This is a genomic window from Sellimonas caecigallum (assembly GCF_019754295.1).
In the GTDB taxonomy this organism is placed as follows: domain Bacteria; phylum Bacillota; class Clostridia; order Lachnospirales; family Lachnospiraceae; genus Sellimonas; species Sellimonas caecigallum.
Window position 1 is genome coordinate 38,004 of record NZ_VIRV01000010.1, and the last position, 19,677, is coordinate 57,680.

Below are 19,677 nucleotides of genomic sequence, written 5' to 3' on the forward strand. Positions count from 1 at the left end.
TGTGAAACACATGAGTTATAAAAGATTGATTCCCTGCATTTTTATCAAGCAGGGGAAGGCAGTGGCATGGTTTGATGATCCTACCGTGATCTCAGACAATGTGATTACCCTTGCCAAACAGTACAAAGATAAGGGAGCAGATGAACTCCTGATCTTTGACCTGTCGGACTCAGATGAAGAACACGATGAGTCTATTGATATTATGAAGAAGATTAACCGTTTGATCGGTATCCCGGTCGTGGCTGGAGGAAATGTGAAACGACAGGAGGATATTAAGAAAATTCTCTATACCGGGGCGAAACGGGTTATCCTCAATTTCTCGAAACCGTATTCAGCAAAGCTCATCGAAGAGGCCGCTCTGCGTTTCGGACAGGAAAAGATTGCAGTATCTTTGAATGACTTTGATACACTTTTTAAACAGCAGAATCTGATTGAAAAATACAGCAGTGAGATCGTATTTATGCATAGACTGGATCTTGCCTCTGTGACGACGCTTACTGAAATTCCGTATGTTATCGTGACGGACACTATGGAAGAATCTGAGATATTCCGTATTTTGGAAAGTCCGGGGGCAAGAGGAATCTCCGGGAAATTTGTGAGCAGGACGGACCTTGACCTACATGTTTTTAAAGAAGAATGCACTAAACGGGAGATCCAGATGACCAGTTTCGAGAATACGATGGATTTCTCGGAATTCAAGCTGAATTCTGACGGTCTTCTTCCGGTTATTGTACAGAACTTTAAGACGTCCGAAGTGCTGATGATGGCTTACATGAATGAACAAGCCTTCCAGCAGACGATCAAAACAGGACGGATGACTTATTTCAGCAGAAGCAGGCAGTGCCTTTGGGTAAAAGGAGAAACTTCGGGACATTATCAGTATGTGAAGTCCTTAACCATCGACTGTGACAAAGATACGCTCCTTGCCAAGGTTGAACAGATTGGGGCTGCATGCCATACAGGAAATCCTACCTGTTTCTTTCAGACTGTGGCAGGATCTAATTACAACCGGGCAAATCCGCTCCAGATTTTTGAGTCTGTGTACGACACGATCGCGGACCGAAAAGTAAATCCGAAAGAAGGATCTTACACAAACTATCTTTTCGACAAAGGGCTGGACAAGATTCTCAAAAAAGTGGGGGAGGAAGCGACTGAAATTATCATCGCAGCTAAAAATCCGAATCCGGAAGAACTGAAATATGAGATATCGGACTTTCTTTACCATGCTATGGTATTGATGGTTGAGCGTGGCCTTACATGGGAAGATATCATGGAAGAGATGGCAGACAGACATTAAATAAACGGAATAGAATCCAGTGACAAGGTATATAGTATGATATACCTTGTCATTTTTTTGGAGGTTTCGTGGTGGAACTTGAAAGAGCAAAAAAGAAAAGACAGGCACTGGATGCCATGAAATTGCGGGAGAACAGAACACAGCTGGATTCTTGGAGGACGCCGGCCGTCCATCCTAGATACCGGGCTTCTTACTCTTCCATTTATCCAAATGAGGAAGAGGAGACAACCGGCACATTCGGTGTTCGTGTGTTTGTTTGCATTGCTCTTTTCGCATGTTTTGTGGCTGCCGATCAAAAGAGTATCGATATACCTGGGTACAGCACAAAAGGGCTTCTGAATGCGATTGAAAGAAAAATGGATGTAAATGGACTCCCAAGCTCTTTCTTGAAAGAATTTGACCTGTCATCTATTTTGTAGTATAGTTATGGAAGTGAAATTTAGAAAATGAGGAAATGCACATGATAAAAGCAGTATATCCGGGAAGTTTTGACCCGGTCACATTCGGGCATCTGGACATCATCAAACGTGCTGCAAAAGTAGTAGATGAACTGATCATAGGGGTGCTTGTCAATAAAAATAAAACTCCGCTCTTCAGTATGGAAGAGCGGCTTTCACTTCTTAAAGAAGTAACAAAAGAATTCCAAAATGTAAAAGTAATGGCCTTTGAAGGGCTGACCGTGGAATTTGCCAGACAAAACGGAGCAAAGCTCATCATCAGAGGACTCCGGGCAGTTACAGACTTTGAGTATGAGATGCAGCTTGCGCAGATCAATCACAGCGTGGAAGACGAAATAGACACCATGTTTTTTACCACAAGTCTGGAATACGCATTTTTAAGTTCTACGCTCGTAAAAGAAGTTGCTTATTATGGATCCGACACAAAAAAATACGTGCCGGAAGCAGTAGCTGAGGCATTGCGCCGGAAATTTCCCGTAAAAAAGGAATGTTCATATATAGAGGAAAAAGAGGAGGCGTAGCAGAAATGAGAATGAAAATATGGATCGCAGGGGCAAAAGGGCAGCTTGGATGCGCTTTGAATGATATGGCTGAAAAGAGCGGACTGGATGCAGAAATTCTCAATACGGACCGGGAAGAAGTGGACGTGACGGATATTGCCGCGGTGCTCGCTTTTGCAAGAGAGGAAAAACCGGATGTAATCTTCGATTGTGCGGCAGTCACAGACGTAGGTGTATGCGAAGCGCAGGCGGAACTTGCTTACAAAGTCAATGCTGTCGGTGCGCGGAATCTTGCAATCGCGGCTCATGAGACAAACGCCAAAATCGTACTCCTCTCGACAGACGACGTATTCAATGGGATTCGCCAGGTGCCGTACCACGAATTCGATGAAACAGACCCCATGACCATCTATGGACGCAGCAAACTTGCGGGGGAAAATTATGTAAAAGAATTTGCCTACCGGCATTTTATCATACGGAGCAACTGGGTATTCGGAAGAGGAAGCGATAGGAATTTTGTCAATCAGATTTTGAAGGCGATCGAGACAAAAAAAGAGCTGTATATTGCAGTAGACCAGTATGGGTCTCCTACAAGTGCCAATGCTCTTGCATCTTTTATGCTTCGAATGATCCAGACAGAAGGATACGGAACTTACCATGTAACCTGTGACGGCGTCTGCAACCGTTGTGAATTCGCGAAAGAAATTGTGGAGCTGGCCGGCAAAGACGTGAAGATCATTCCGGTTCCTACGATGAAGGCAGAGTTTTCTTCGGCAAGGCCAACTTACACTGTATTGGACAACTTTTTGACACGCGCCCTTGGACAGGATGATATGCCTACATGGATCGATGCTCTGGAGGAATATATCGAAGAAATTAGGCCGATTTTTTCCTAAACTGTCCAATCTGAATCTACACACAGGATAAATATATGCAATTTACATTGACAGAATGTGTCTGGCTCATCATTGTTTATTCCTTTTTTGGATGGACGATCGAGACAGTGACAGGCACCATAAAAAAGAAGACATTTGTAAACCGGGGATTTTCTACAGGCCCTTTCTGCCTTGTCTATGGAATCGGCGCCCTTGTCATGGTTATTGCTTTCCAGGAACTGAAAAGCAATCTGTTCTTTCTTTTCCTCGGATGCGCGGTTCTCGGCACAATGCTGGAATGGATGACAGGAAAACTTCTTGAACGTATGAATCAGCATAAATGGTGGGACTACTCCGACAAGCGCTGGAATTTTGATGGCTATATCTGTCTGCAGTACACAGTACTGTGGGGAATTCTTGGCATGCTGACCGTTCGGTACGGCGATGAGAATATAGTCCGGCTTTTGCACGTCATCCCGGATCTTTTCGGCACGATTGTCGTATGGACATTGGCAGCTGTTTGTGCACTGGACATGGCGGCTTCTTATACAGCAATCATCCATATTAGAAGACCGGTTCCGAAAGTGGTTCGTATACACCGGAAAGCAGCTGTCGTCCTTCACACTGCGATTCACAGGATCATCGGGCGAGTAGAACGAAGGATCGTAAACGTGTATCCTGTAGAGAAGAGGGTTGCTTCATCTACGCCAAAGACAGGAAAATTTGCTGAAGGATGCGGATTTTATAAACTGTTTTGGCTGTTTCTCATCGGAGCCGTTCTTGGGGATTTCACAGAGACAATTTTTTGTCGATTGACCGCCGGCATATGGATGAGCCGCAGCAGTCTTGTGTGGGGACCATTCAGCATCGTTTGGGGATTAGCTATCGCTGCTGCAACTGCCTTGCTTTATAAAGACCGGGATAAACCGGATCGGTATCTTTTTTTTGTCGGGACATTTCTGGGCGGAGGATACGAATATCTTTGCAGCGTATTCACGGAGATTGTTTTTGGGAAAATCTTCTGGGACTACAGTGAGATTCCTTTTAATCTCGGTGGACGAATCAACTTACTTTACTGCTTTTTCTGGGGATTTGCGGCGGTAATCTGGATTAAAATCCTTTATCCTCGCTTTTCCGCATGGATTGAAAAACTTCCGGCTAAAGCAGGCTGCATTTTCACATGGGTGTTAGTCATCTTTATGATTGCCAATATTACCGTGTCTATGTTGGCGTTGATTCGGTATGATATGCGGGTAAAAGAAATACCGCCGTCCAATGCACTGGAACGGCTCATAGATGAACGATTTGACGATCAGCGAATGGAGCAGATTTACCCGAACGCGAAAGAAAAATAGTGAAAATGCACGAAATTTGCACTTGGATACATTGTTTGATTGTGCTATAATACTTCTGTATTACAGTGTCATCGAGAAAGGAGCATTTTAAAATGAATGACAGAATTGCACGAGTATTAGAAAAAATGGAGGAAAAAGGACTTACGCAGCTGATCGTTTCTGATCCTTTGAGTATCCGCTTCCTGACAGGGATCATGGTAAACCCGGGCGAAAGGTTATACGCATTGATCCTCAGAACAAACGGAAAGCACACGATGCTTCTCAACTACTTATATTTTGTAAAGGATACGGGATTTGAAGAAGTATGGTTCTCTGATATGGAAGACCAGATTTCTATCATCGCAGATCAGATCGATCCATCTCAGACACTTGGTATCGATAAGACATGGCCGGCACGTTTCCTTATCCCGTTGCAGGAAAAACTTCCGCAGCTTAAGACTGTATGGGGTTCAGACTGTGTAGATGGTGTCCGCGCAGTGAAAAATGAAGAAGAGATCGCGATCATGAAGAAAGCCTCTGAAATCAACGATGCGGTTATGGAAAAAGTTGCTGATTACATAAAAGAAGGAATGACAGAAAAGCAGATCGCAGATTTTATTGAAGCTGAATATATGGCAGCCGGAGCAACTGGATTAAGCTTCGACACGATCGTATGTTTCGGGCCGAATGCAGCCGATCAGCATCATATGCCAAGCGATACAAGAACATTGAAAGCTGGCGAATGTGTGCTGATTGATATGGGATGTGTTTGGAATGGTTACTGTTCTGATATGACAAGAACATTCTACTGCAAATCTGCAGACCCGGAACAGACAGAGATTCACGACATTGTTCGCGAAGCTGTTCTGAGAGCAGAATCCGTAATCAAACCAGGCGTACGTTTCTGCGATATTGACGCACAGGCAAGAGATTATATCGATGAAAAAGGATACAGCGAATACTGGAAAATCCGTCTTGGTCACTTCATCGGACAGGAAGACCACGAATATGGTGATGTCAGCCCGATCAACACAAATGTTGCAGAACCGGGCATGATCTTCTCCATCGAACCGGGTATCTACCTGGAAGGAAAATATGGAGTACGAATCGAAGATCTCGTACTGGTAACAGAAGATGGACATGAACTTCTGAATGCTGTCGACAAAAAATGGCGTATTGTCGGCTAACGACAGGGGAAAATTGGAACTCTTTTCCTGATTAAAATCGATATATTTACAAAAACTTAAGAATACCCCTTTTTGAATTCTAAGATTTATCGGATACAATATCCATAGACTACAAATTCAGAAAGGGGTATTTTGATGTATAAAAAGAGATGGGTATTAGGCCTGCTGATTTTAGTGATGCTTGGTATACTTATTATTTATGCTGAAAAAATATCTGTGCTTGAAGAAGACCCGCAGATTGCAGAAAATATTGTCGGAGAACTGAAGGCCGGGAATAAAATTGATTTCCAGAAGATCATCGATGGCGAATGGGACAGCATGGTAATAGTTGGTCCATATACGCCAAGAAAAAAAGCAGAAAAATTCTGTAATGTCAAGCTCGATAAAATCAAACATTATCGAATGGATTACAGCGACAGCGAAACGCTTCTTGTATTCTGCAAAGGCAGACAGGTGTTGAAATATGCGTATTTAAAGAATCAAACTGCATCCATAGACTGGAGTCAGAGCAGGGGAGAATTTCATCTTATGGCATTCCCAAAAACTGCTTCCACATTTCGAGTCGTTGAGCAGCGAAAAGGAAAAGAGTCAAAGAGACTGATCTTATTGAAGGAAAATTAGATATTGATTTTTGCACACCATTGTGTGATAATAAAAATCAATTGAATAAGAAAACGACAGGTGTCAGATAAGAAACCGAAGTTTCTTGATCTGGTGAAAAGGGAAACAGGTGCGAATCCTGTACGAACTCGTCACTGTATTTAGGGAGCGCAGGCCATTGTGTCACTGAGAAATCGGGAAGACGGCCGGGCGCGATGAACTGTAAGTCAGGAGACCTGCCTGCCGTTGTACGGGATGTAATTCCAGACCACGAGTAATTGGTTGTACATAGAAAGCGAAACGAACAAAAAGATGTTGTCTTTTATTTGGTTTGGCTTTTATTTTGCAGTCCGTTTACATTTTGTAAATGGACTGTTTTGTTGTGGCACTCTTTTTTATGGGATGATATCCGGTATTTTATTCATATCATAAAAGAATGGAGGAAAACAGCATGAAAAAACAAATCGCTGCTTTGCTTACAGCAGCGCTCCTTGGACTGCCTATCCTTTCCGGATGTGCAGGAACAGATACAGCAAAAGAAGCGGAGCAGAAATCTGAGGAGAAAAAAAGCGCTGATCAGAAAGCAGCAGATGCAGTGGCAGAACTGATCGACATGATCTATGTGCAAAAGAGAACAGACAAGACCGATGCACAATGTATTGAGGCAAAGGAAGCATGGGATGCACTGACAAACACACAAAAGAAACTTGTGGAAGGAGAAAACGCAGATCCGGATTATTTTGGCAGAGATACCGGAGACGCATCCAAAGACGATCCACGAAATCAGGACAGAATAGGGGAGAAGGAACTTCTTGTCGTCAGCTTTGGAACTTCTTTTAACGACAGCCGGACGGAGGACATCAAAGGAATTGAAGATGCCCTGCAGGCAGCGTACACGGATTGGTCTGTGAGAAGAGCTTTTACCTCCCAAATTATCATCAATCATATCCAGTCAAGAGATGACGAGAAGATCGACAATATGCAGCAGGCATTGGATCGCGCTGTGGCAAACAAAGTAAAGCACCTTGTGATTCAGCCGACACATCTCATGCATGGAGCAGAGTACGATGAATTGGTAAAGGCAGTGGAGGGGTACCAGGATCAGTTTGCAACTGTCAAAATTGCAGAGCCGCTCTTAGGGGAAGTGGGATCCGACGCGACAGTCATCAACGAGTCCAAAGAAGCGGTGGCAAAAGCAGTGACTGCGGCCGCAGTAAAAGATGCCGGATACACAGACTTAAATGCGGCAAAGAAAGATGGAACTGCATTTGTACTTTTAGGACACGGCACTTCACATACAGCAAAAGTGTCTTACAGTCAGATGCAGACGCAGATGGATGTTCTGGGATACGACAACGTCTATATCGGTACAGTGGAAGGAGCCCCGGAAGAAACCGCATGTGAAGCAGTGATGGATGCGGTCGCAGGAGCTGGATATCAAAAAGTGGTTCTACGTCCTCTGATGGTGGTGGCTGGAGATCATGCCAGCAACGATATGGCAGGAGATGAGGAAGACTCTTGGAAAAGTATATTCGAGGCATCAGGAAAATTTGATTCCATAGATGTACAGATTTCCGGACTTGGATCCATTTCAGAAATACAGAAACTTTATGTTTCACATACAAAAGCAGTAATGAATGAATAAGAGGGTTAGACAGTTATGAAGAAAAAAATAATTACATTAATATGCATTTCTCTTTTGTCCAGTGCACTGATCAGTGGCTGCAGCGGACAAGACACGGAAAAGACGGCGGATAAAAAGGAAGCTGTCACTTCCCAGCAGAGCAAAAAAGCGGCGTTGGAAGACGGGGTATATTCTGCAGAATTTCACACTGACAGCGGAATGTTTCATGTAAATGAGGCCCATGACGGAAAAGGAACATTGACCGTAAAAGATGGGGAGATGACAATCCACATTTCCCTTGTTTCCAAAAATATTTTGAATTTATTTCCTGGCCTTGCAGAAGATGCAAAAAAGGAGGGAGCTAAAGTTCTGGAACCTACCACAGATACGGTAACCTACAGTGACGGTTACACAGAAGAAGTGTACGGTTTTGATGTTCCTGTTCCAGAACTGGAAAAGGAATTCGATCTTGCCCTGATCGGAAAAAAGGGAAAATGGTATGACCATAAAGTAAGTGTCTCCAACCCGGTCAAGGTGGAGGAAGAAAACGAAAACGGAACCTCTTCCAACAGTGAACCGGTCTCCGTGGATATGGAGGACGGGGAGTATGAGGTTGAGGTTACGTTGGAAGGAGGAAGCGGCAGAGCAAGCGTATCCTCCCCGGCAGTCCTGCTTGTAAAAAACAGAAAGGCATATGCTCGAATCGAGTGGAGCAGCCCAAATTACGATTATATGAAAATCGGGACAGAGATTTATTATCCAGTCAACACGGAGGGAAACTCCACTTTCGAGATCCCAGTAAGTGTGTTTGATAAGAAAATGACGGTTATCGCAGACACGACTGCCATGGGCACACCTCATGAGATCGAGTACACACTGACCTTTCATCTGGAATAACAGGATTGGTCTTTGATGTCTCCTTATTTTCAGGAAGGAACAGATGGAATGACAAAGAAATCAGGATTTTTTCTCCTCATTTGTATGATAAGTACCCTTATATTGGTATCTTGCGGAAAGGCAAAGGATGCCAACGGCCAGCCAGATGACGTACAGATCAGTACGTCTCTGACATATGATCACAGTATGGAACTCGACTATGCAAAGGAATTTTCAGTGGATTACTATGACGGAGGCTATGCACTGATTACGATATCCGATGAAAGCCGTTTTTTGGTTGTTCCGAAAAAGCGACCGATTCCAAAAGACCTTTCAGAAGACATCGTGATACTAAAACAGCCAATCGACCATATTTACCTCGTGGCATCCGCTGTCATGGATATGTTCTGCTCGCTGGATGGGCTGGATTCCATCCGGCTGTCCGGCACAAAAGAAGAGGGATGGTATATCGAAGAGGCAAAAAAGGCGATGGCTTCCGGGGCTATAGAATATGCCGGAAAATACAATATGCCGGATTACGAAAAAATTGTAGATGTGGGATGTGATCTTGCGGTAGAATCCACCATGATCCTTCACTCCCCGGATGTAAAAGAGAAACTCGAAAAAATAGGGATTCCAGTTCTGGTGGACCGCTCCAGCTACGAAGAGCATCCGCTTGGAAGGACTGAATGGGTCAAGCTTTACGGGGTGCTTTTAGGGAAAGAAGAGAGAGCTTTGCAGGCATTTGCAGAACAAAAAGCAGCTTTGGAATCGGTAACAAAAGCTGAGAGAACCGACAAGACGGTGGCATTTTTCTATATTACATCCAACGAAACGGCAAGCGTCCGCAAATCCGGAGATTATGTGGCAAAGATGATCGATCTTGCAGGAGGAAAGTATATTTTTTCCAATCTTGAGGATGACAGCGCTTCCTCTTCGGTAAACATGCAGCTGGAAGAGTTTTACGTAAGGGCAAAAGATGCCGATTATCTGATCTATAACAGTACTATCGACGGCGGTGTACGATCTATGAAAGAATTTTTAAAGAAAAGCCCGTTATTAAAAGAATTTAAGGCGGTACAGGATGGAAACGTTTATTGCACAACACAGAATTTATATCAGGATTCCATGAAACTCGGAACAGTAATCTTGGATTTTCACAATATGCTTACAGCGGAGGAGCAAAATGAAGCTACATTTACCTACTTGTTCAGGTTGGAATAAAAAAATAAAATATACGGTCTTGTTTGGAATCTTATTTCTGATTGTGATCTTTTTTCTGTTTCTAAACATCAGCATCGGCAGCGTCTCTGTCCCGTTTTCAGAAATCGTGGAAACCCTGGCGGGAAATGGAGAAGATATGTTCCGCAACATCATTATTGAAATCCGTTTTCCACGTAGCGTGGCAGCGATCATCCTGGGCGGTGCACTGGGACTTTCCGGTTTTTTACTCCAGACTTTTTTTCATAATCCCATCGCAGGGCCGTATGTGCTTGGCATCTCCTCGGGATCGAAACTTGCAGTTGCCATTGTCATGGTAGTCTTTCTCCGATTTGGCATCCGTATCAGTTCGGTTCTCATGATCCTGGCCGCTTTTGCAGGCGCAATGCTTTCTATGGGATTTGTCCTTCTGATTTCCAGATGGCTCCCTCAGACTGCGATGCTCGTTGTAAGCGGTATTATGATCGGATATATCTGCTCAGCAGTCACAGACTTGATCGTGACATTTGCGGAGGATTCGGATATCGTGAATCTTCACAACTGGTCCATGGGGAGTTTTTCCGGGATTTCATGGAGCAACGTGGCAGTCATGATCATTGTTGTGGCAGCGGCAGGCGGATTGACCTTTCTGATGTCCAAGCCTATCTCGGCTTATCAGATGGGAGAGTCTTACGCAGAAAGCATGGGGGTAAATATCCGGTCTTTTCGGATTGCGCTTGTGCTTTTGTCCAGCATGCTTTCGGCCTGTGTGACAGCCTTTGCAGGTCCTGTTTCCTTTGTTGGCATTGCGGTTCCACAGATCATGAAGAGGATGTTTCACACGGCAAAACCTCTTTTCATGATACCGGCTTGTTTTTTGGGCGGTGCTGTGTGGTGCCTGTTCTGTGATCTTATTGCGCGCACACTATTTGCACCTACCGAGCTTTCCATCAGCACGGTCACAGCAATCTTCGGTGTGCCGGTGGTCATTTATGTGATGATATGCAGAAAAAAGGAGCGTCCGGATTGATATGCAAAATTATTTCTTTTATACTAAAAACATGACCGTGGGCTATGACGGTGTCCCGCTGATCCGGGATATCCAGATTGAAATCAAAAGAGGAGAGATCCTGACTTTGATCGGGCCAAACGGCGCTGGAAAATCTACCATCTTAAAAAGTATCATCGGACAGCTTTCGCTTCTTAACGGGAAAGTGCAGCTGGAAGAAGTATGCATCAATAGACTGTCGGAGAAAGAGCGTGCCAAAAGGCTGTCTGTCGTGCTGACAGAGCGGATCCACCCGGAAATGATGACTTGCGAAGAGGTGGTGGCGATGGGAAGATATCCCTATACGGGGCGTCTTGGAATTCTGTCTGAGACGGACAAAAAAGCAGTCCAGAGGGCAATGGAAACAGTCCGTACGGAGGAACTGGCTGAAAAAGAATTCTTAACGCTGAGCGACGGCCAGAAGCAGCGTATTCTTCTGGCGAAAGCCATTGCGCAGGATCCGGATGTACTCGTGCTTGATGAACCGACCTCTTTTTTGGATGTGCGGTATAAGCTGGAGTTTTTGTCCGTTCTCCAGGAAATGACAAAAAAGAAGAACCTTACGGTCATTATGTCTTTGCATGAGTTGGATCTGGCAGAGAGGATCTCAGATAAGATCCTTTGTGTGAAAGGAGAATATGTAGATCGTTTCGGTCCTCCGGAGAACGTTTTTCTCCCGGGATATATCAAAGAATTGTATGGGATTACAACAGGAACTTTCGATGAGTGTTCCGGAAGAGTGGAGCTGCCTGCCGTACATGGAATCCCTCGCGTGTTTGTGATTGGAGGAAATGGAAGCGGAATTCCGATTTACCGCAGACTGCAAAGAGAGGGGATCCCTTTTTCAGCAGGTATTTTGTGGGAAAATGACAAAGATACACCTGTAGCGGAAGCTCTCTCTGAACGAGTGATAAAAGAACAGGCATACTGTCCCATCAGACAAGATACAGTAGTGTGTGCCAAGGAAGAGATTGACCGCTGCCGACATGTCATCTGCACACTTACTGACTTTGGTGAATGGAATAAAGAAAATAAAAAGCTGCTCCTGTATGCGAAAGACAGGGGAAAACTATTGGAAGGAGAGAGGATATGGCAAAAGTGATCATGGTACAAGGAACGATGTCAAATGCAGGAAAAAGTTTGATCTGTGCCGGACTTTGCCGCATTTTTGTGCAGGATGGGTATAGGGCGGCGCCTTTCAAATCCCAGAATATGGCTCTCAATTCCTATATCACAGAAGAAGGGCTGGAGATGGGGAGAGCCCAGGTCATGCAGGCGGAAGCGGCAAAAATAGCTCCGCTTGTCTGTATGAATCCAATCCTTTTAAAGCCGACGACGGATATGGGTTCCCAGGTCATTGTAAATGGAGAAGTGCTTGGAAATATGCCGGCAAAAGAATATTTTTCGTACAAGAAAAGGCTGATCCCGGAAATCAAGAAAGCTTTCCGGAAACTTTCGTCCATGTCAGATATTATCGTCATCGAAGGAGCCGGAAGTCCGGCAGAGATCAATTTAAAAGAAAATGACATTGTAAATATGGGGATGGCCAAACTTGCAGATGCTCCGGTGCTTCTTGTGGGAGATATCGACAGAGGCGGTGTGTTTGCACAGCTGATCGGGACACTCTCGCTCCTTCCGGATGAAGAACGATCCCGTGTCAAAGGGCTGATCATCAATAAGTTCCGCGGCGACAAGACGATTCTTGATCCTGGGATTCAAATGCTGGAACAGCGAGGAAACGTCCCGGTGGTAGGAGTCGTACCTTATACACCGCTTTCCCTCGAAGATGAGGACAGTCTGACAATCCGATTTGACCGCAAAAAAAGGGGAATGATCGATCTGGCAGTTATACGCTGCCCGAGAATTTCCAATTTTACAGACTTTAATGTGTTTGAGCAGAATGAATCCGTGACGGTACGGTATGTGACTTCCGTATCTGAGCTGGGAGATCCGGACATGATTTTCCTGCCTGGCAGCAAAAATACAATGGGGGATCTGCGTTGGATGCGGGAAAACGGATTGGAAGCAGCTGTCAAGAAAAAATCCCAGGATACGATCATCTTTGGAATCTGCGGAGGCTATCAGATGCTTGGAAAGCAGATCTGTGACCCATATCACGTAGAAGAAGGCGGCCAGATGAGAGGAATGGAACTCCTCCCTGTGGAGACGACCTTGCATCAGGAAAAAACAAGGACCCAAAAGAAGTCATCCCTTCATCAAATCCGTGGAAGGCTTTCCTGTCTGAGCGGCATGGAAGTTTCCGGATATGAAATCCACATGGGAAATACAAGCACAGAAAAAAGCGGGGCGGAACACCTCGTCCTTTCCAATGGAAATGTGTATGGAACATACCTGCACGGAATTTTTGATGCGGAAGGAATCGCAGCAGCCATCCTTTCGGCGCTGGCAAAAGAGAAAGGTATTCATTGCGACACAGACGGGATGTACTCGTACAGACAGTTGAAAGAAATACAGTACGATAAGTTGGCGGACACACTGCGCAAGTATCTGGATATGGACGCAATCTACGGGATGCTCAGGGAATCCAGGTTGTAGAAGGGAAGGCAGAAATGACGAGTGAGGAATTAAATCAAATAAAAATCCAGGAACCGTCGAAAGAAATTTACAGACGGATCCGATCGGAATGGGATCATATGGCCAAACCTTTGGACGGAATGGGGCGATTTGAAGAATTGACCGCACAGATCGGAGCGATTCTTGAAAACGTTTATCCAGATATTTCCAGGAAGGCTGTTATCGTGATGTGCGCGGACAATGGGATTGTGGAAGAAGGGGTCAGTCAGTCCGGTCAGGAAGTGACTTTGGCGGTATCTTCTTTTATGGGGAAGAATCAGACCTCTGTCGGAAAGATGGCCACTCGTATCGGTGCCGATGTGATCCCGGTGGATATCGGTATCAATCACGGAGCTCAAATTGAAGGGGTAATCGACAGAAAAATCGCACATGGAACAAAAAACTTTCGAAAAGAACCAGCCATGACAGAGAGCGAAACCCTGGCAGCGATCCAAACCGGAATCGAGATGGCAGCATACTGCAAAAGAGAAGGGTACCAGCTGCTTGCCACCGGCGAGATGGGAATCGGAAATACAACGACGAGCAGTGCGGTCGCAGCGGCCTTGACCGGATTGCCCGTGGAAGAAATTACCGGACGGGGAGCAGGGCTCAGCGATGAGGGTCTAAGAAGAAAACGAAACGTGATCATAGAAGCTCTGAAAAAATACGATTTAAGAAAAGAAGAGACGCTTCGTATCCTGATGTCTGTGGGAGGATTGGATATTGCAGGATTAACCGGTGTTTTTATCGGTGGGGCGATGTATCATCTTCCGGTTGTTCTCGATGGCGTTATCAGCGCAGTGGCAGCCCTGGCTGCGGAGCGGCTGAAACCTGGGACACGGGCATATATGATCCCTTCCCACAAAAGTAAGGAACCTGCGGCAAAACAGATACTGGACGAACTTTGTCTTTCGCCGGTCATCGACGCGTCATTGGCGCTTGGAGAAGGAACCGGGGCGGTTATGATGTTTGCTCTGCTTGACATGGCATTGTCCCTTTATCAGAGACAGACAACGTTTTCGGATATTCATGTAGAGCAGTACAGGCGGTATACAAAGACACAGGAAACGAAAGAAACAGGAGAAAAGTCATGGTAACTTTGGTGTTGGGAGGAAGCGGAAGCGGGAAATCTGCCATTGCGGAGAGCATGCTGGAAGAGATAAAAGACGTGGAGGTCAAATATTATCTTGCCACAATGCAAGTGTATGACGAAGACGCACAAAGAAAAGTCAACCGCCACAGAGAGCTCCGCCGAGGGAAAGGATTCCGCACAATCGAGCAGCCAAGAGATATCCTCCAGGCTCTGGACCAGATGGATCCCTCTCGTCTCGGAGAAAGCGCGGTATTGCTGGAATGTATGTCAAATCTGGCGGCAAATGAGATGTTCGGCAAAGACGTACGCCCGGCGGACGAGGTTGTCCGGAATATCGTGCAGGGGATCCGTATTTTGCGAAATCGTGTCCGGCATCTTATCATTGTATCGAACAATGTATTTGAAGACGGAGTGAGGTATGATCCAGCTACAACAGCATATATGGATGCACTTGGAAAGATTAACTGTGTCCTTGCATCCGAGTCGGACGAAGTCACAGAAGTAGTGGCAGGTATTCCTGTGATACTGAAAAAGGAAAGGGGAAAAAAATGAAAATCTTAAGATCTTGTGTGATCGCTTTTTCCATGTATTCCAAAATCCCAGTCCCACAATTCGACTGGAAGGAAGAAGATATGAAATACGTATTTTGTTTTTTCCCTTGTATCGGAGCAGTCATCGGTCTGTTTATAAGTGGGTGGGGATGGATTTGCCGGAATTTTCATATAGGCAGTCTGGCTTACGTACTGATGGGAACGGCAATACCGATTCTTGTCACAGGCGGATTTCATGTAGACGGATACATGGATACGATGGATGCCCTCCACTCCTATCAGGACAGAGAACGAAAACTTGAGATACTGAAGGACTCTCATATCGGAGCTTTTTCTGCGATCATGCTGCTTTTGTATTACCTCATATATCTGGCCGCATTTTCAGAAGTCATGGATGGGAAAGATCTGGCAGTCGTAAGCCTGGGATTTGTGCTGTCCCGGATAATGAGCGGACTTGGCGCGATCTGCCTGCGTCCTGCAAAAAAGGACGGGTTACTGCGTGCCTTCTCCAAGCGCGCAGCCCAAAAGAACGTTGTATTCGTTCTTTTTTTGGAGATGCTGGTCTGCGCGGCTGCAATGCTCCTTTTGTCTCCCGCAGCTGGAGCAGCTGCACTTATCGGGTCGGGAGGAACATTTCTGTTTTACCGTATCCGAAGCTACCATGAATTTGGAGGAGTTACAGGAGATACAGCAGGATATTTTCTGCTGCTCTGTGAGGCAGCTATTGTGATAGGAGCGGCGATTGGCAGTCATCTTTTTTAGATTGAAGGAGAGGAAAAATGGAATTATTTATTGGTGGACATGCACAGGGGAAACTTGCTTATGTGATGCAGACACATAAAGAAGAAGCCCTGGATGTCATAGAGGGGGACAAGGAGGATCTGCGGAAAGGACACGACGGAAAAAGACCGGTTCTAAGCCATTTCCACTTGTGGTTCCGAAAATGTCTGGAAGAAGGATCAGACCCGGAGACAAAGATACAAAACTGGATACAGGAAAATCCAGACAGTATCATTATCAGCGATGAAATCGGAAACGGCATTGTGCCGACAGAGCAAAAAGAGCGGGACTACCGGGAACGTCTCGGACGAATCCAGATTGAATTGGCAAAAAGGGCGGAAAGGGTGGAACGTGTCATATGTGGAATCGGGCAGAGACTGAAATAAACATGACGTTGATCCGACATGGTGCGACAAAAGCAAATCTGGAACATCGCTATCTGGGGAAAACGGAGGAAGCTCTTTCGGAGGAAGGAAAAGAGGAACTGCAAATGCGTAAGGACAACGGGATGTACGCGACGCCAAACCACTTGTTCGTAAGCCCTATGCTCCGCTGTCGTGAGACAGCAACGATCCTTTTTCCTAATCTTCCTTTTCAGTGTATTCCCGAATGGACAGAAATGGATTTTGGACTGTTTGAGGGGAAAAATTATAAAGATCTAAATGGAAATCCGGAATATCAGGCCTGGATCGACAGCGGAGGGATGCTGCCATTTCCGAAAGGAGAGAGCAGAGAGGCATTTCAAAAGCGTGTGGTCTTCGGTTTTTTCCGGATGCTCTCCTGCCTGGAAAAGGAAAAAGCGTCTGAAAAGGATAAAATCACAGCTGTCGTACACGGCGGCACGATCATGGCGCTGCTCTCTGCTCTGTCTGGCGGGGAATATTTTGACTATCAGGTAAAATGCTCGGACGGATATCGCTGTCGACTGCGCTGTTCGGACAAAATCATATCAATACTGGAGTTGGAAAAACTATGCTGAACTATCACATTACCTCTTTTTTAATCGGATTTGTTCTGGATCTTTTGTTTGGGGATCCGCACTGGATGCCGCACCCGGTCTGTCTGATCGGAAAACTGATCGGAAAGCTAGAGACATATCTCTATGGAAAAAGACATCCTGTCATGAGAGGCGGTATACTTGTCTTTTTTGTTCTGCTCCTTACCGGCACAGTGTCCGGAGGCATACTGTGGGGTGCTTATCTGCTTTCCCCGGCACTTGGGGTAACAATCGAAAGCTTTATGACTTATCAGATTCTTGCAATCAAATGCCTGAAGACCGAGAGCATGAAAGTCTATGATAAACTGCAGAAAGGAACACTTGAGGAGGCGCAGACAGCGGTGTCCATGATTGTCGGAAGAGACACTTCGGTTCTGGACAAGCGGGGAGTCATCAAGGCGGCGGTAGAAACAGTGGCGGAAAATACATCTGATGGCGTCGTGGCACCTATGCTTTATCTGGCAATCGGAGGTCCTTTTCTCGGTTTTCTGTACAAAGCGGTCAACACGATGGACTCTATGATCGGGTATAAAAACGACCGTTATCTGTATTTTGGAAGGCCAGCGGCAAAGCTGGATGATGTGGCCAACTATATTCCGGCCAGAGTCAGCGCATGGCTGATGATCGTTTCGTCATTTCTGCTGGGAAAAGAGTTTGACGGCACGCGTGCCTGCCGCATTTATCTCAGAGACAAAAAGAAGCATTCCAGTCCAAATGCTGCGCAGACGGAAGCGGTCTGTGCAGGAGCACTTGGGGTACAGCTTGCCGGGGATGCCAGCTACTTCGGAAAGATTGTAAAAAAACCATTCATCGGAGATGCGATCCGAACGGTAGAAGTATCTGACATTCGGCGTGCCAATCAGCTTCTTTACAGCACCGCGGGATTGTGTGAGGGGATCTGTATCCTTTTGCTTTGGACTGTGACGGCGGTTTTTTAGTCTGACTATTGAAACAGGAGGTTGAATCATGCACGGTGGAGATATCTATCGCAACCATGTCACACTGGATTTTTCTGTAAATATAAATCCTCTCGGGATTCCGGATTCTGTAAAGAAGGCTATGCTGGAAGCAGTCGAACATTGTACGTGCTATCCGGATATCCGATGTGCCGGTTTAATCAAGGCCATTGGGAGCATGACCGGCGCTTTGGAGGACCAGATTTTGTGCGGAAGCGGGGCATCGGAACTCTTTCTTGCAATTATTCATGGGTTAAAGCCTAAAAAGATCGTGATCCCAGTTCCTTCCTTTTACGGGTATGAGAAGGCAGCCTTAGCTTGTCACGCCGATATTGTCTGGTATGAAATGAAAAAGGAAAACGGATTTTGCCTGGACAACACATTCCTGGAACACATTCCGGAAGATACGGATCTTTTATTTTTGGCAAATCCTAATAATCCGGTTGGGAATCTGCTGAAACCAAACTTTCTGGAACAACTGATAAGGACTTGTATGAAGAAGAAAATCACAGTGGTGCTGGATGAATGCTTTATTGAATTTACAGAAACAGGAACACAGGATTCTTTCCTTCTTCGAGCGGAGGAATTTCCAAATCTGATCGTCGTACGCGCTTTTACGAAAATTTTTGCCATCCCCGGTGTCCGGCTTGGCTATCTCGTATGCGGAAATAAGAAATGGCATCAGGACATCGCACGCCAGCTTCCGGAGTGGAATCTCTCTGTGTTTGCCCAGATAGCCGGAGCTGCAGCGGCACGAGAGATGAACTATCTGGAGAGGACGATCCGGCATGTGAAGACTGAGCGAAAGTATCTTTCAGAAGAACTGAAAAAAATGGGGATCTCCGTCTTCCCGTCCACGGCAAACTACATGATGTTTTATACAGAGCATCTCCTTTTCGATCAGCTTCTTAAGAAAGGCATCCTGATTCGGGACTGCGGCAATTTCCGGGGACTAAGCAACGGATATTACCGCATTGCGGTAAAGAACAGACGGGAAAATACTGAGCTGATCCAGGCAATCGGGCAGATTATACAGAAAGAAAGCAGGAAATGTGATGGAAAAGATCTTATACTGTAAACCAGGAGAAATCGAAGGAAAAAGTTTTGAAATTATCGGGGAAGAACTGCAAAAAAGAGGCATTGTCATCCCAAAAGAACAGGAAGCTGTGACAAAACGTGTCATTCACACGACAGCGGATTTTGACTACGCCGAAACACTTGTCTTCTCGGAACATGCAGTTGAAAAAGCCAGACAACTGATTCTCGAGGGAGCAGATATCGTGACCGACACCAATATGGCATTGGCCGGCATCAATAAAAAAGTACTGGCGCGGTTTGGAGGAAAAGCGCATTGTTTTATGGCTGATGAAACAGTGGCATCTCTTGCAAAAGAGCGAAATGTGACACGGGCAGCTGTCAGTATGGAGTTTGCTGCAAAGCTTCATAAGCCGGTTATCTTTGCAGTTGGGAATGCGCCGACAGCTCTGCTTAGGCTGTATGACTACATTCAGGATGGAACGTTTCTTCCGGCTTTTGTCATCGGTGTGCCGGTGGGATTTGTAAATGTTGAGGCCGCAAAAGAGCGGATCCTGGAGACATCGGTTCCCCACATTGTCAATCGGGGGCGAAAGGGAGGAAGCAACGTGGCGGCTGCAATCTGCAACGCGCTGCTCTACGAACTTGGCCGCTAGATGGCTATCGATGGGAAATAGACAGGAGATATATAT

Annotated in this window: 21 protein-coding genes and 1 riboswitch; all 21 genes read left to right on the plus strand. The window is 45.6% G+C overall.

The annotated features are described in order from the left end of the window. Nucleotides 1–10: 10 nt before the first annotated feature. The 21 genes from hisIE to FLB61_RS08175 all read left to right on the plus strand — a co-directional run bounded on the left by hisIE (nucleotide 11) and on the right by FLB61_RS08175 (nucleotide 19,641). Nucleotides 11–1,297 (plus strand): bifunctional phosphoribosyl-AMP cyclohydrolase/phosphoribosyl-ATP diphosphatase HisIE, encoded by a 1,287-nt coding sequence (gene hisIE / locus FLB61_RS08075; RefSeq protein WP_221919836.1) that lies wholly within the window; start codon nucleotides 11–13, stop codon nucleotides 1,295–1,297. A 71-nt stretch (nucleotides 1,298–1,368) separates the two neighbouring features. After that, entirely contained in the window at nucleotides 1,369–1,716 is a 348-nt protein-coding gene (locus FLB61_RS08080) for a hypothetical protein (RefSeq protein ID WP_087202633.1), read from the plus strand. Nucleotides 1,717–1,757: 41 nt separating this feature from the next. Then, a complete protein-coding gene (gene coaD / locus FLB61_RS08085) occupies nucleotides 1,758–2,276 on the plus strand; it encodes a pantetheine-phosphate adenylyltransferase (RefSeq protein WP_087202635.1) in 519 nt (172 codons plus the stop codon). 5 nt (nucleotides 2,277–2,281) lie between these two features. Next, a complete protein-coding gene (gene rfbD / locus FLB61_RS08090) occupies nucleotides 2,282–3,151 on the plus strand; it encodes a dTDP-4-dehydrorhamnose reductase (RefSeq protein WP_221919837.1) in 870 nt (289 codons plus the stop codon). Nucleotides 3,152–3,186: 35 nt separating this feature from the next. Further along, a complete protein-coding gene (locus FLB61_RS08095) occupies nucleotides 3,187–4,485 on the plus strand; it encodes a putative ABC transporter permease (RefSeq protein WP_221919838.1) in 1,299 nt (432 codons plus the stop codon). Nucleotides 4,486–4,577: 92 nt separating this feature from the next. Beyond that, nucleotides 4,578–5,651 (plus strand): M24 family metallopeptidase, encoded by a 1,074-nt coding sequence (locus tag FLB61_RS08100; protein ID WP_087202641.1) that lies wholly within the window; start codon nucleotides 4,578–4,580, stop codon nucleotides 5,649–5,651. A 135-nt stretch (nucleotides 5,652–5,786) separates the two neighbouring features. After that, the gene (locus FLB61_RS08105) at nucleotides 5,787–6,272 is read left to right on the plus strand and encodes a hypothetical protein (protein ID WP_221919839.1); all 486 of its coding nucleotides are present in this window, start codon (nucleotides 5,787–5,789) and stop codon (nucleotides 6,270–6,272) included. Between the two features lie 41 nt (nucleotides 6,273–6,313). After that, a riboswitch (cobalamin riboswitch) is annotated at nucleotides 6,314–6,509 on the plus strand. Nucleotides 6,510–6,702: 193 nt separating this feature from the next. Continuing rightward, nucleotides 6,703–7,896 carry a sirohydrochlorin cobaltochelatase gene (locus FLB61_RS08110; protein ID WP_221919840.1) on the plus strand — a complete coding sequence of 398 codons (1,194 nt, stop codon included), beginning with the start codon at nucleotides 6,703–6,705 and terminating at the stop codon, nucleotides 7,894–7,896. 15 nt (nucleotides 7,897–7,911) lie between these two features. Continuing rightward, nucleotides 7,912–8,772, plus strand: a complete 861-nt coding sequence (locus FLB61_RS08115) for a hypothetical protein (protein ID WP_221919841.1) — start codon at nucleotides 7,912–7,914, stop codon at nucleotides 8,770–8,772. A gap of 48 nt (nucleotides 8,773–8,820) precedes the next feature. Continuing rightward, nucleotides 8,821–9,975, plus strand: coding sequence for an ABC transporter substrate-binding protein (locus tag FLB61_RS08120; protein ID WP_221919842.1), 1,155 nt, complete (start codon nucleotides 8,821–8,823; stop codon nucleotides 9,973–9,975). Beyond that, a complete protein-coding gene (locus FLB61_RS08125) occupies nucleotides 9,938–10,981 on the plus strand; it encodes a FecCD family ABC transporter permease (RefSeq protein WP_221919843.1) in 1,044 nt (347 codons plus the stop codon). The genes FLB61_RS08120 and FLB61_RS08125 overlap by 38 nt, the downstream gene beginning before the upstream one ends. A 1-nt stretch (nucleotide 10,982) precedes the next feature. Further along, entirely contained in the window at nucleotides 10,983–12,101 is a 1,119-nt protein-coding gene (locus FLB61_RS08130) for an ABC transporter ATP-binding protein (RefSeq protein ID WP_221919844.1), read from the plus strand. Beyond that, complete coding sequence (locus FLB61_RS08135) at nucleotides 12,089–13,555, plus strand: cobyric acid synthase (RefSeq protein ID WP_221919845.1); 1,467 nt, start codon at nucleotides 12,089–12,091, stop codon at nucleotides 13,553–13,555. Before FLB61_RS08130 ends, FLB61_RS08135 begins: the two co-directional genes overlap by 13 nt. A gap of 14 nt (nucleotides 13,556–13,569) precedes the next feature. Next, nucleotides 13,570–14,670 (plus strand): nicotinate-nucleotide--dimethylbenzimidazole phosphoribosyltransferase, encoded by a 1,101-nt coding sequence (cobT, locus tag FLB61_RS08140; protein ID WP_221919846.1) that lies wholly within the window; start codon nucleotides 13,570–13,572, stop codon nucleotides 14,668–14,670. Next, entirely contained in the window at nucleotides 14,664–15,218 is a 555-nt protein-coding gene (locus FLB61_RS08145; protein ID WP_087202658.1) for a bifunctional adenosylcobinamide kinase/adenosylcobinamide-phosphate guanylyltransferase, read from the plus strand. Before cobT ends, FLB61_RS08145 begins: the two co-directional genes overlap by 7 nt. Continuing rightward, entirely contained in the window at nucleotides 15,215–15,979 is a 765-nt protein-coding gene (gene cobS, locus FLB61_RS08150) for an adenosylcobinamide-GDP ribazoletransferase (protein ID WP_221919847.1), read from the plus strand. Before FLB61_RS08145 ends, cobS begins: the two co-directional genes overlap by 4 nt. 17 nt (nucleotides 15,980–15,996) lie before the next feature. After that, nucleotides 15,997–16,383 (plus strand): bifunctional adenosylcobinamide kinase/adenosylcobinamide-phosphate guanylyltransferase, encoded by a 387-nt coding sequence (locus FLB61_RS08155; RefSeq protein ID WP_221919848.1) that lies wholly within the window; start codon nucleotides 15,997–15,999, stop codon nucleotides 16,381–16,383. Further along, on the plus strand, nucleotides 16,356–16,976 hold the full coding sequence (locus FLB61_RS08160) for a histidine phosphatase family protein (RefSeq protein WP_087202662.1): 621 nt from the start codon (nucleotides 16,356–16,358) through the stop codon (nucleotides 16,974–16,976). Before FLB61_RS08155 ends, FLB61_RS08160 begins: the two co-directional genes overlap by 28 nt. Continuing rightward, the gene (cbiB, locus tag FLB61_RS08165) at nucleotides 16,973–17,932 is read left to right on the plus strand and encodes an adenosylcobinamide-phosphate synthase CbiB (RefSeq protein WP_087202701.1); all 960 of its coding nucleotides are present in this window, start codon (nucleotides 16,973–16,975) and stop codon (nucleotides 17,930–17,932) included. Before FLB61_RS08160 ends, cbiB begins: the two co-directional genes overlap by 4 nt. Nucleotides 17,933–17,960: 28 nt before the next feature. Beyond that, entirely contained in the window at nucleotides 17,961–19,028 is a 1,068-nt protein-coding gene (locus FLB61_RS08170; protein ID WP_246599170.1) for a pyridoxal phosphate-dependent aminotransferase, read from the plus strand. Next, a complete protein-coding gene (locus tag FLB61_RS08175) occupies nucleotides 19,006–19,641 on the plus strand; it encodes a precorrin-8X methylmutase (RefSeq protein ID WP_087202666.1) in 636 nt (211 codons plus the stop codon). The genes FLB61_RS08170 and FLB61_RS08175 overlap by 23 nt, the downstream gene beginning before the upstream one ends. The last annotated feature ends 36 nt before the right edge of the window (nucleotides 19,642–19,677 follow it).

What these genes read in the sequence shown, in the direction of transcription:
- cobT (WP_221919846.1), top strand. Translation starts at nt 13,570, where the DNA reads ATGACGAGTGAGGAATTAAATCAAATAAAAATCCAGGAACCGTCGAAA.
- FLB61_RS08130 (WP_221919844.1), top strand. Translation starts at nt 10,983, where the DNA reads ATGCAAAATTATTTCTTTTATACTAAAAACATGACCGTGGGCTATGAC.
- coaD (WP_087202635.1), top strand. Translation starts at nt 1,758, where the DNA reads ATGATAAAAGCAGTATATCCGGGAAGTTTTGACCCGGTCACATTCGGG.
- FLB61_RS08100 (WP_087202641.1), top strand. Translation starts at nt 4,578, where the DNA reads ATGAATGACAGAATTGCACGAGTATTAGAAAAAATGGAGGAAAAAGGA.
- FLB61_RS08175 (WP_087202666.1), top strand. Translation starts at nt 19,006, where the DNA reads ATGGAAAAGATCTTATACTGTAAACCAGGAGAAATCGAAGGAAAAAGT.
- FLB61_RS08155 (WP_221919848.1), top strand. Translation starts at nt 15,997, where the DNA reads ATGGAATTATTTATTGGTGGACATGCACAGGGGAAACTTGCTTATGTG.
- FLB61_RS08170 (WP_246599170.1), top strand. Translation starts at nt 17,961, where the DNA reads ATGCACGGTGGAGATATCTATCGCAACCATGTCACACTGGATTTTTCT.
- cobS (WP_221919847.1), top strand. Translation starts at nt 15,215, where the DNA reads ATGAAAATCTTAAGATCTTGTGTGATCGCTTTTTCCATGTATTCCAAA.
- FLB61_RS08110 (WP_221919840.1), top strand. Translation starts at nt 6,703, where the DNA reads ATGAAAAAACAAATCGCTGCTTTGCTTACAGCAGCGCTCCTTGGACTG.
- hisIE (WP_221919836.1), top strand. Translation starts at nt 11, where the DNA reads ATGAGTTATAAAAGATTGATTCCCTGCATTTTTATCAAGCAGGGGAAG.
- rfbD (WP_221919837.1), top strand. Translation starts at nt 2,282, where the DNA reads ATGAGAATGAAAATATGGATCGCAGGGGCAAAAGGGCAGCTTGGATGC.
- FLB61_RS08145 (WP_087202658.1), top strand. Translation starts at nt 14,664, where the DNA reads ATGGTAACTTTGGTGTTGGGAGGAAGCGGAAGCGGGAAATCTGCCATT.
- FLB61_RS08120 (WP_221919842.1), top strand. Translation starts at nt 8,821, where the DNA reads ATGACAAAGAAATCAGGATTTTTTCTCCTCATTTGTATGATAAGTACC.
- FLB61_RS08135 (WP_221919845.1), top strand. Translation starts at nt 12,089, where the DNA reads ATGGCAAAAGTGATCATGGTACAAGGAACGATGTCAAATGCAGGAAAA.
- FLB61_RS08125 (WP_221919843.1), top strand. Translation starts at nt 9,938, where the DNA reads ATGAAGCTACATTTACCTACTTGTTCAGGTTGGAATAAAAAAATAAAA.
- FLB61_RS08105 (WP_221919839.1), top strand. Translation starts at nt 5,787, where the DNA reads ATGTATAAAAAGAGATGGGTATTAGGCCTGCTGATTTTAGTGATGCTT.
- FLB61_RS08160 (WP_087202662.1), top strand. Translation starts at nt 16,356, where the DNA reads ATGTGGAATCGGGCAGAGACTGAAATAAACATGACGTTGATCCGACAT.
- FLB61_RS08115 (WP_221919841.1), top strand. Translation starts at nt 7,912, where the DNA reads ATGAAGAAAAAAATAATTACATTAATATGCATTTCTCTTTTGTCCAGT.
- FLB61_RS08095 (WP_221919838.1), top strand. Translation starts at nt 3,187, where the DNA reads ATGCAATTTACATTGACAGAATGTGTCTGGCTCATCATTGTTTATTCC.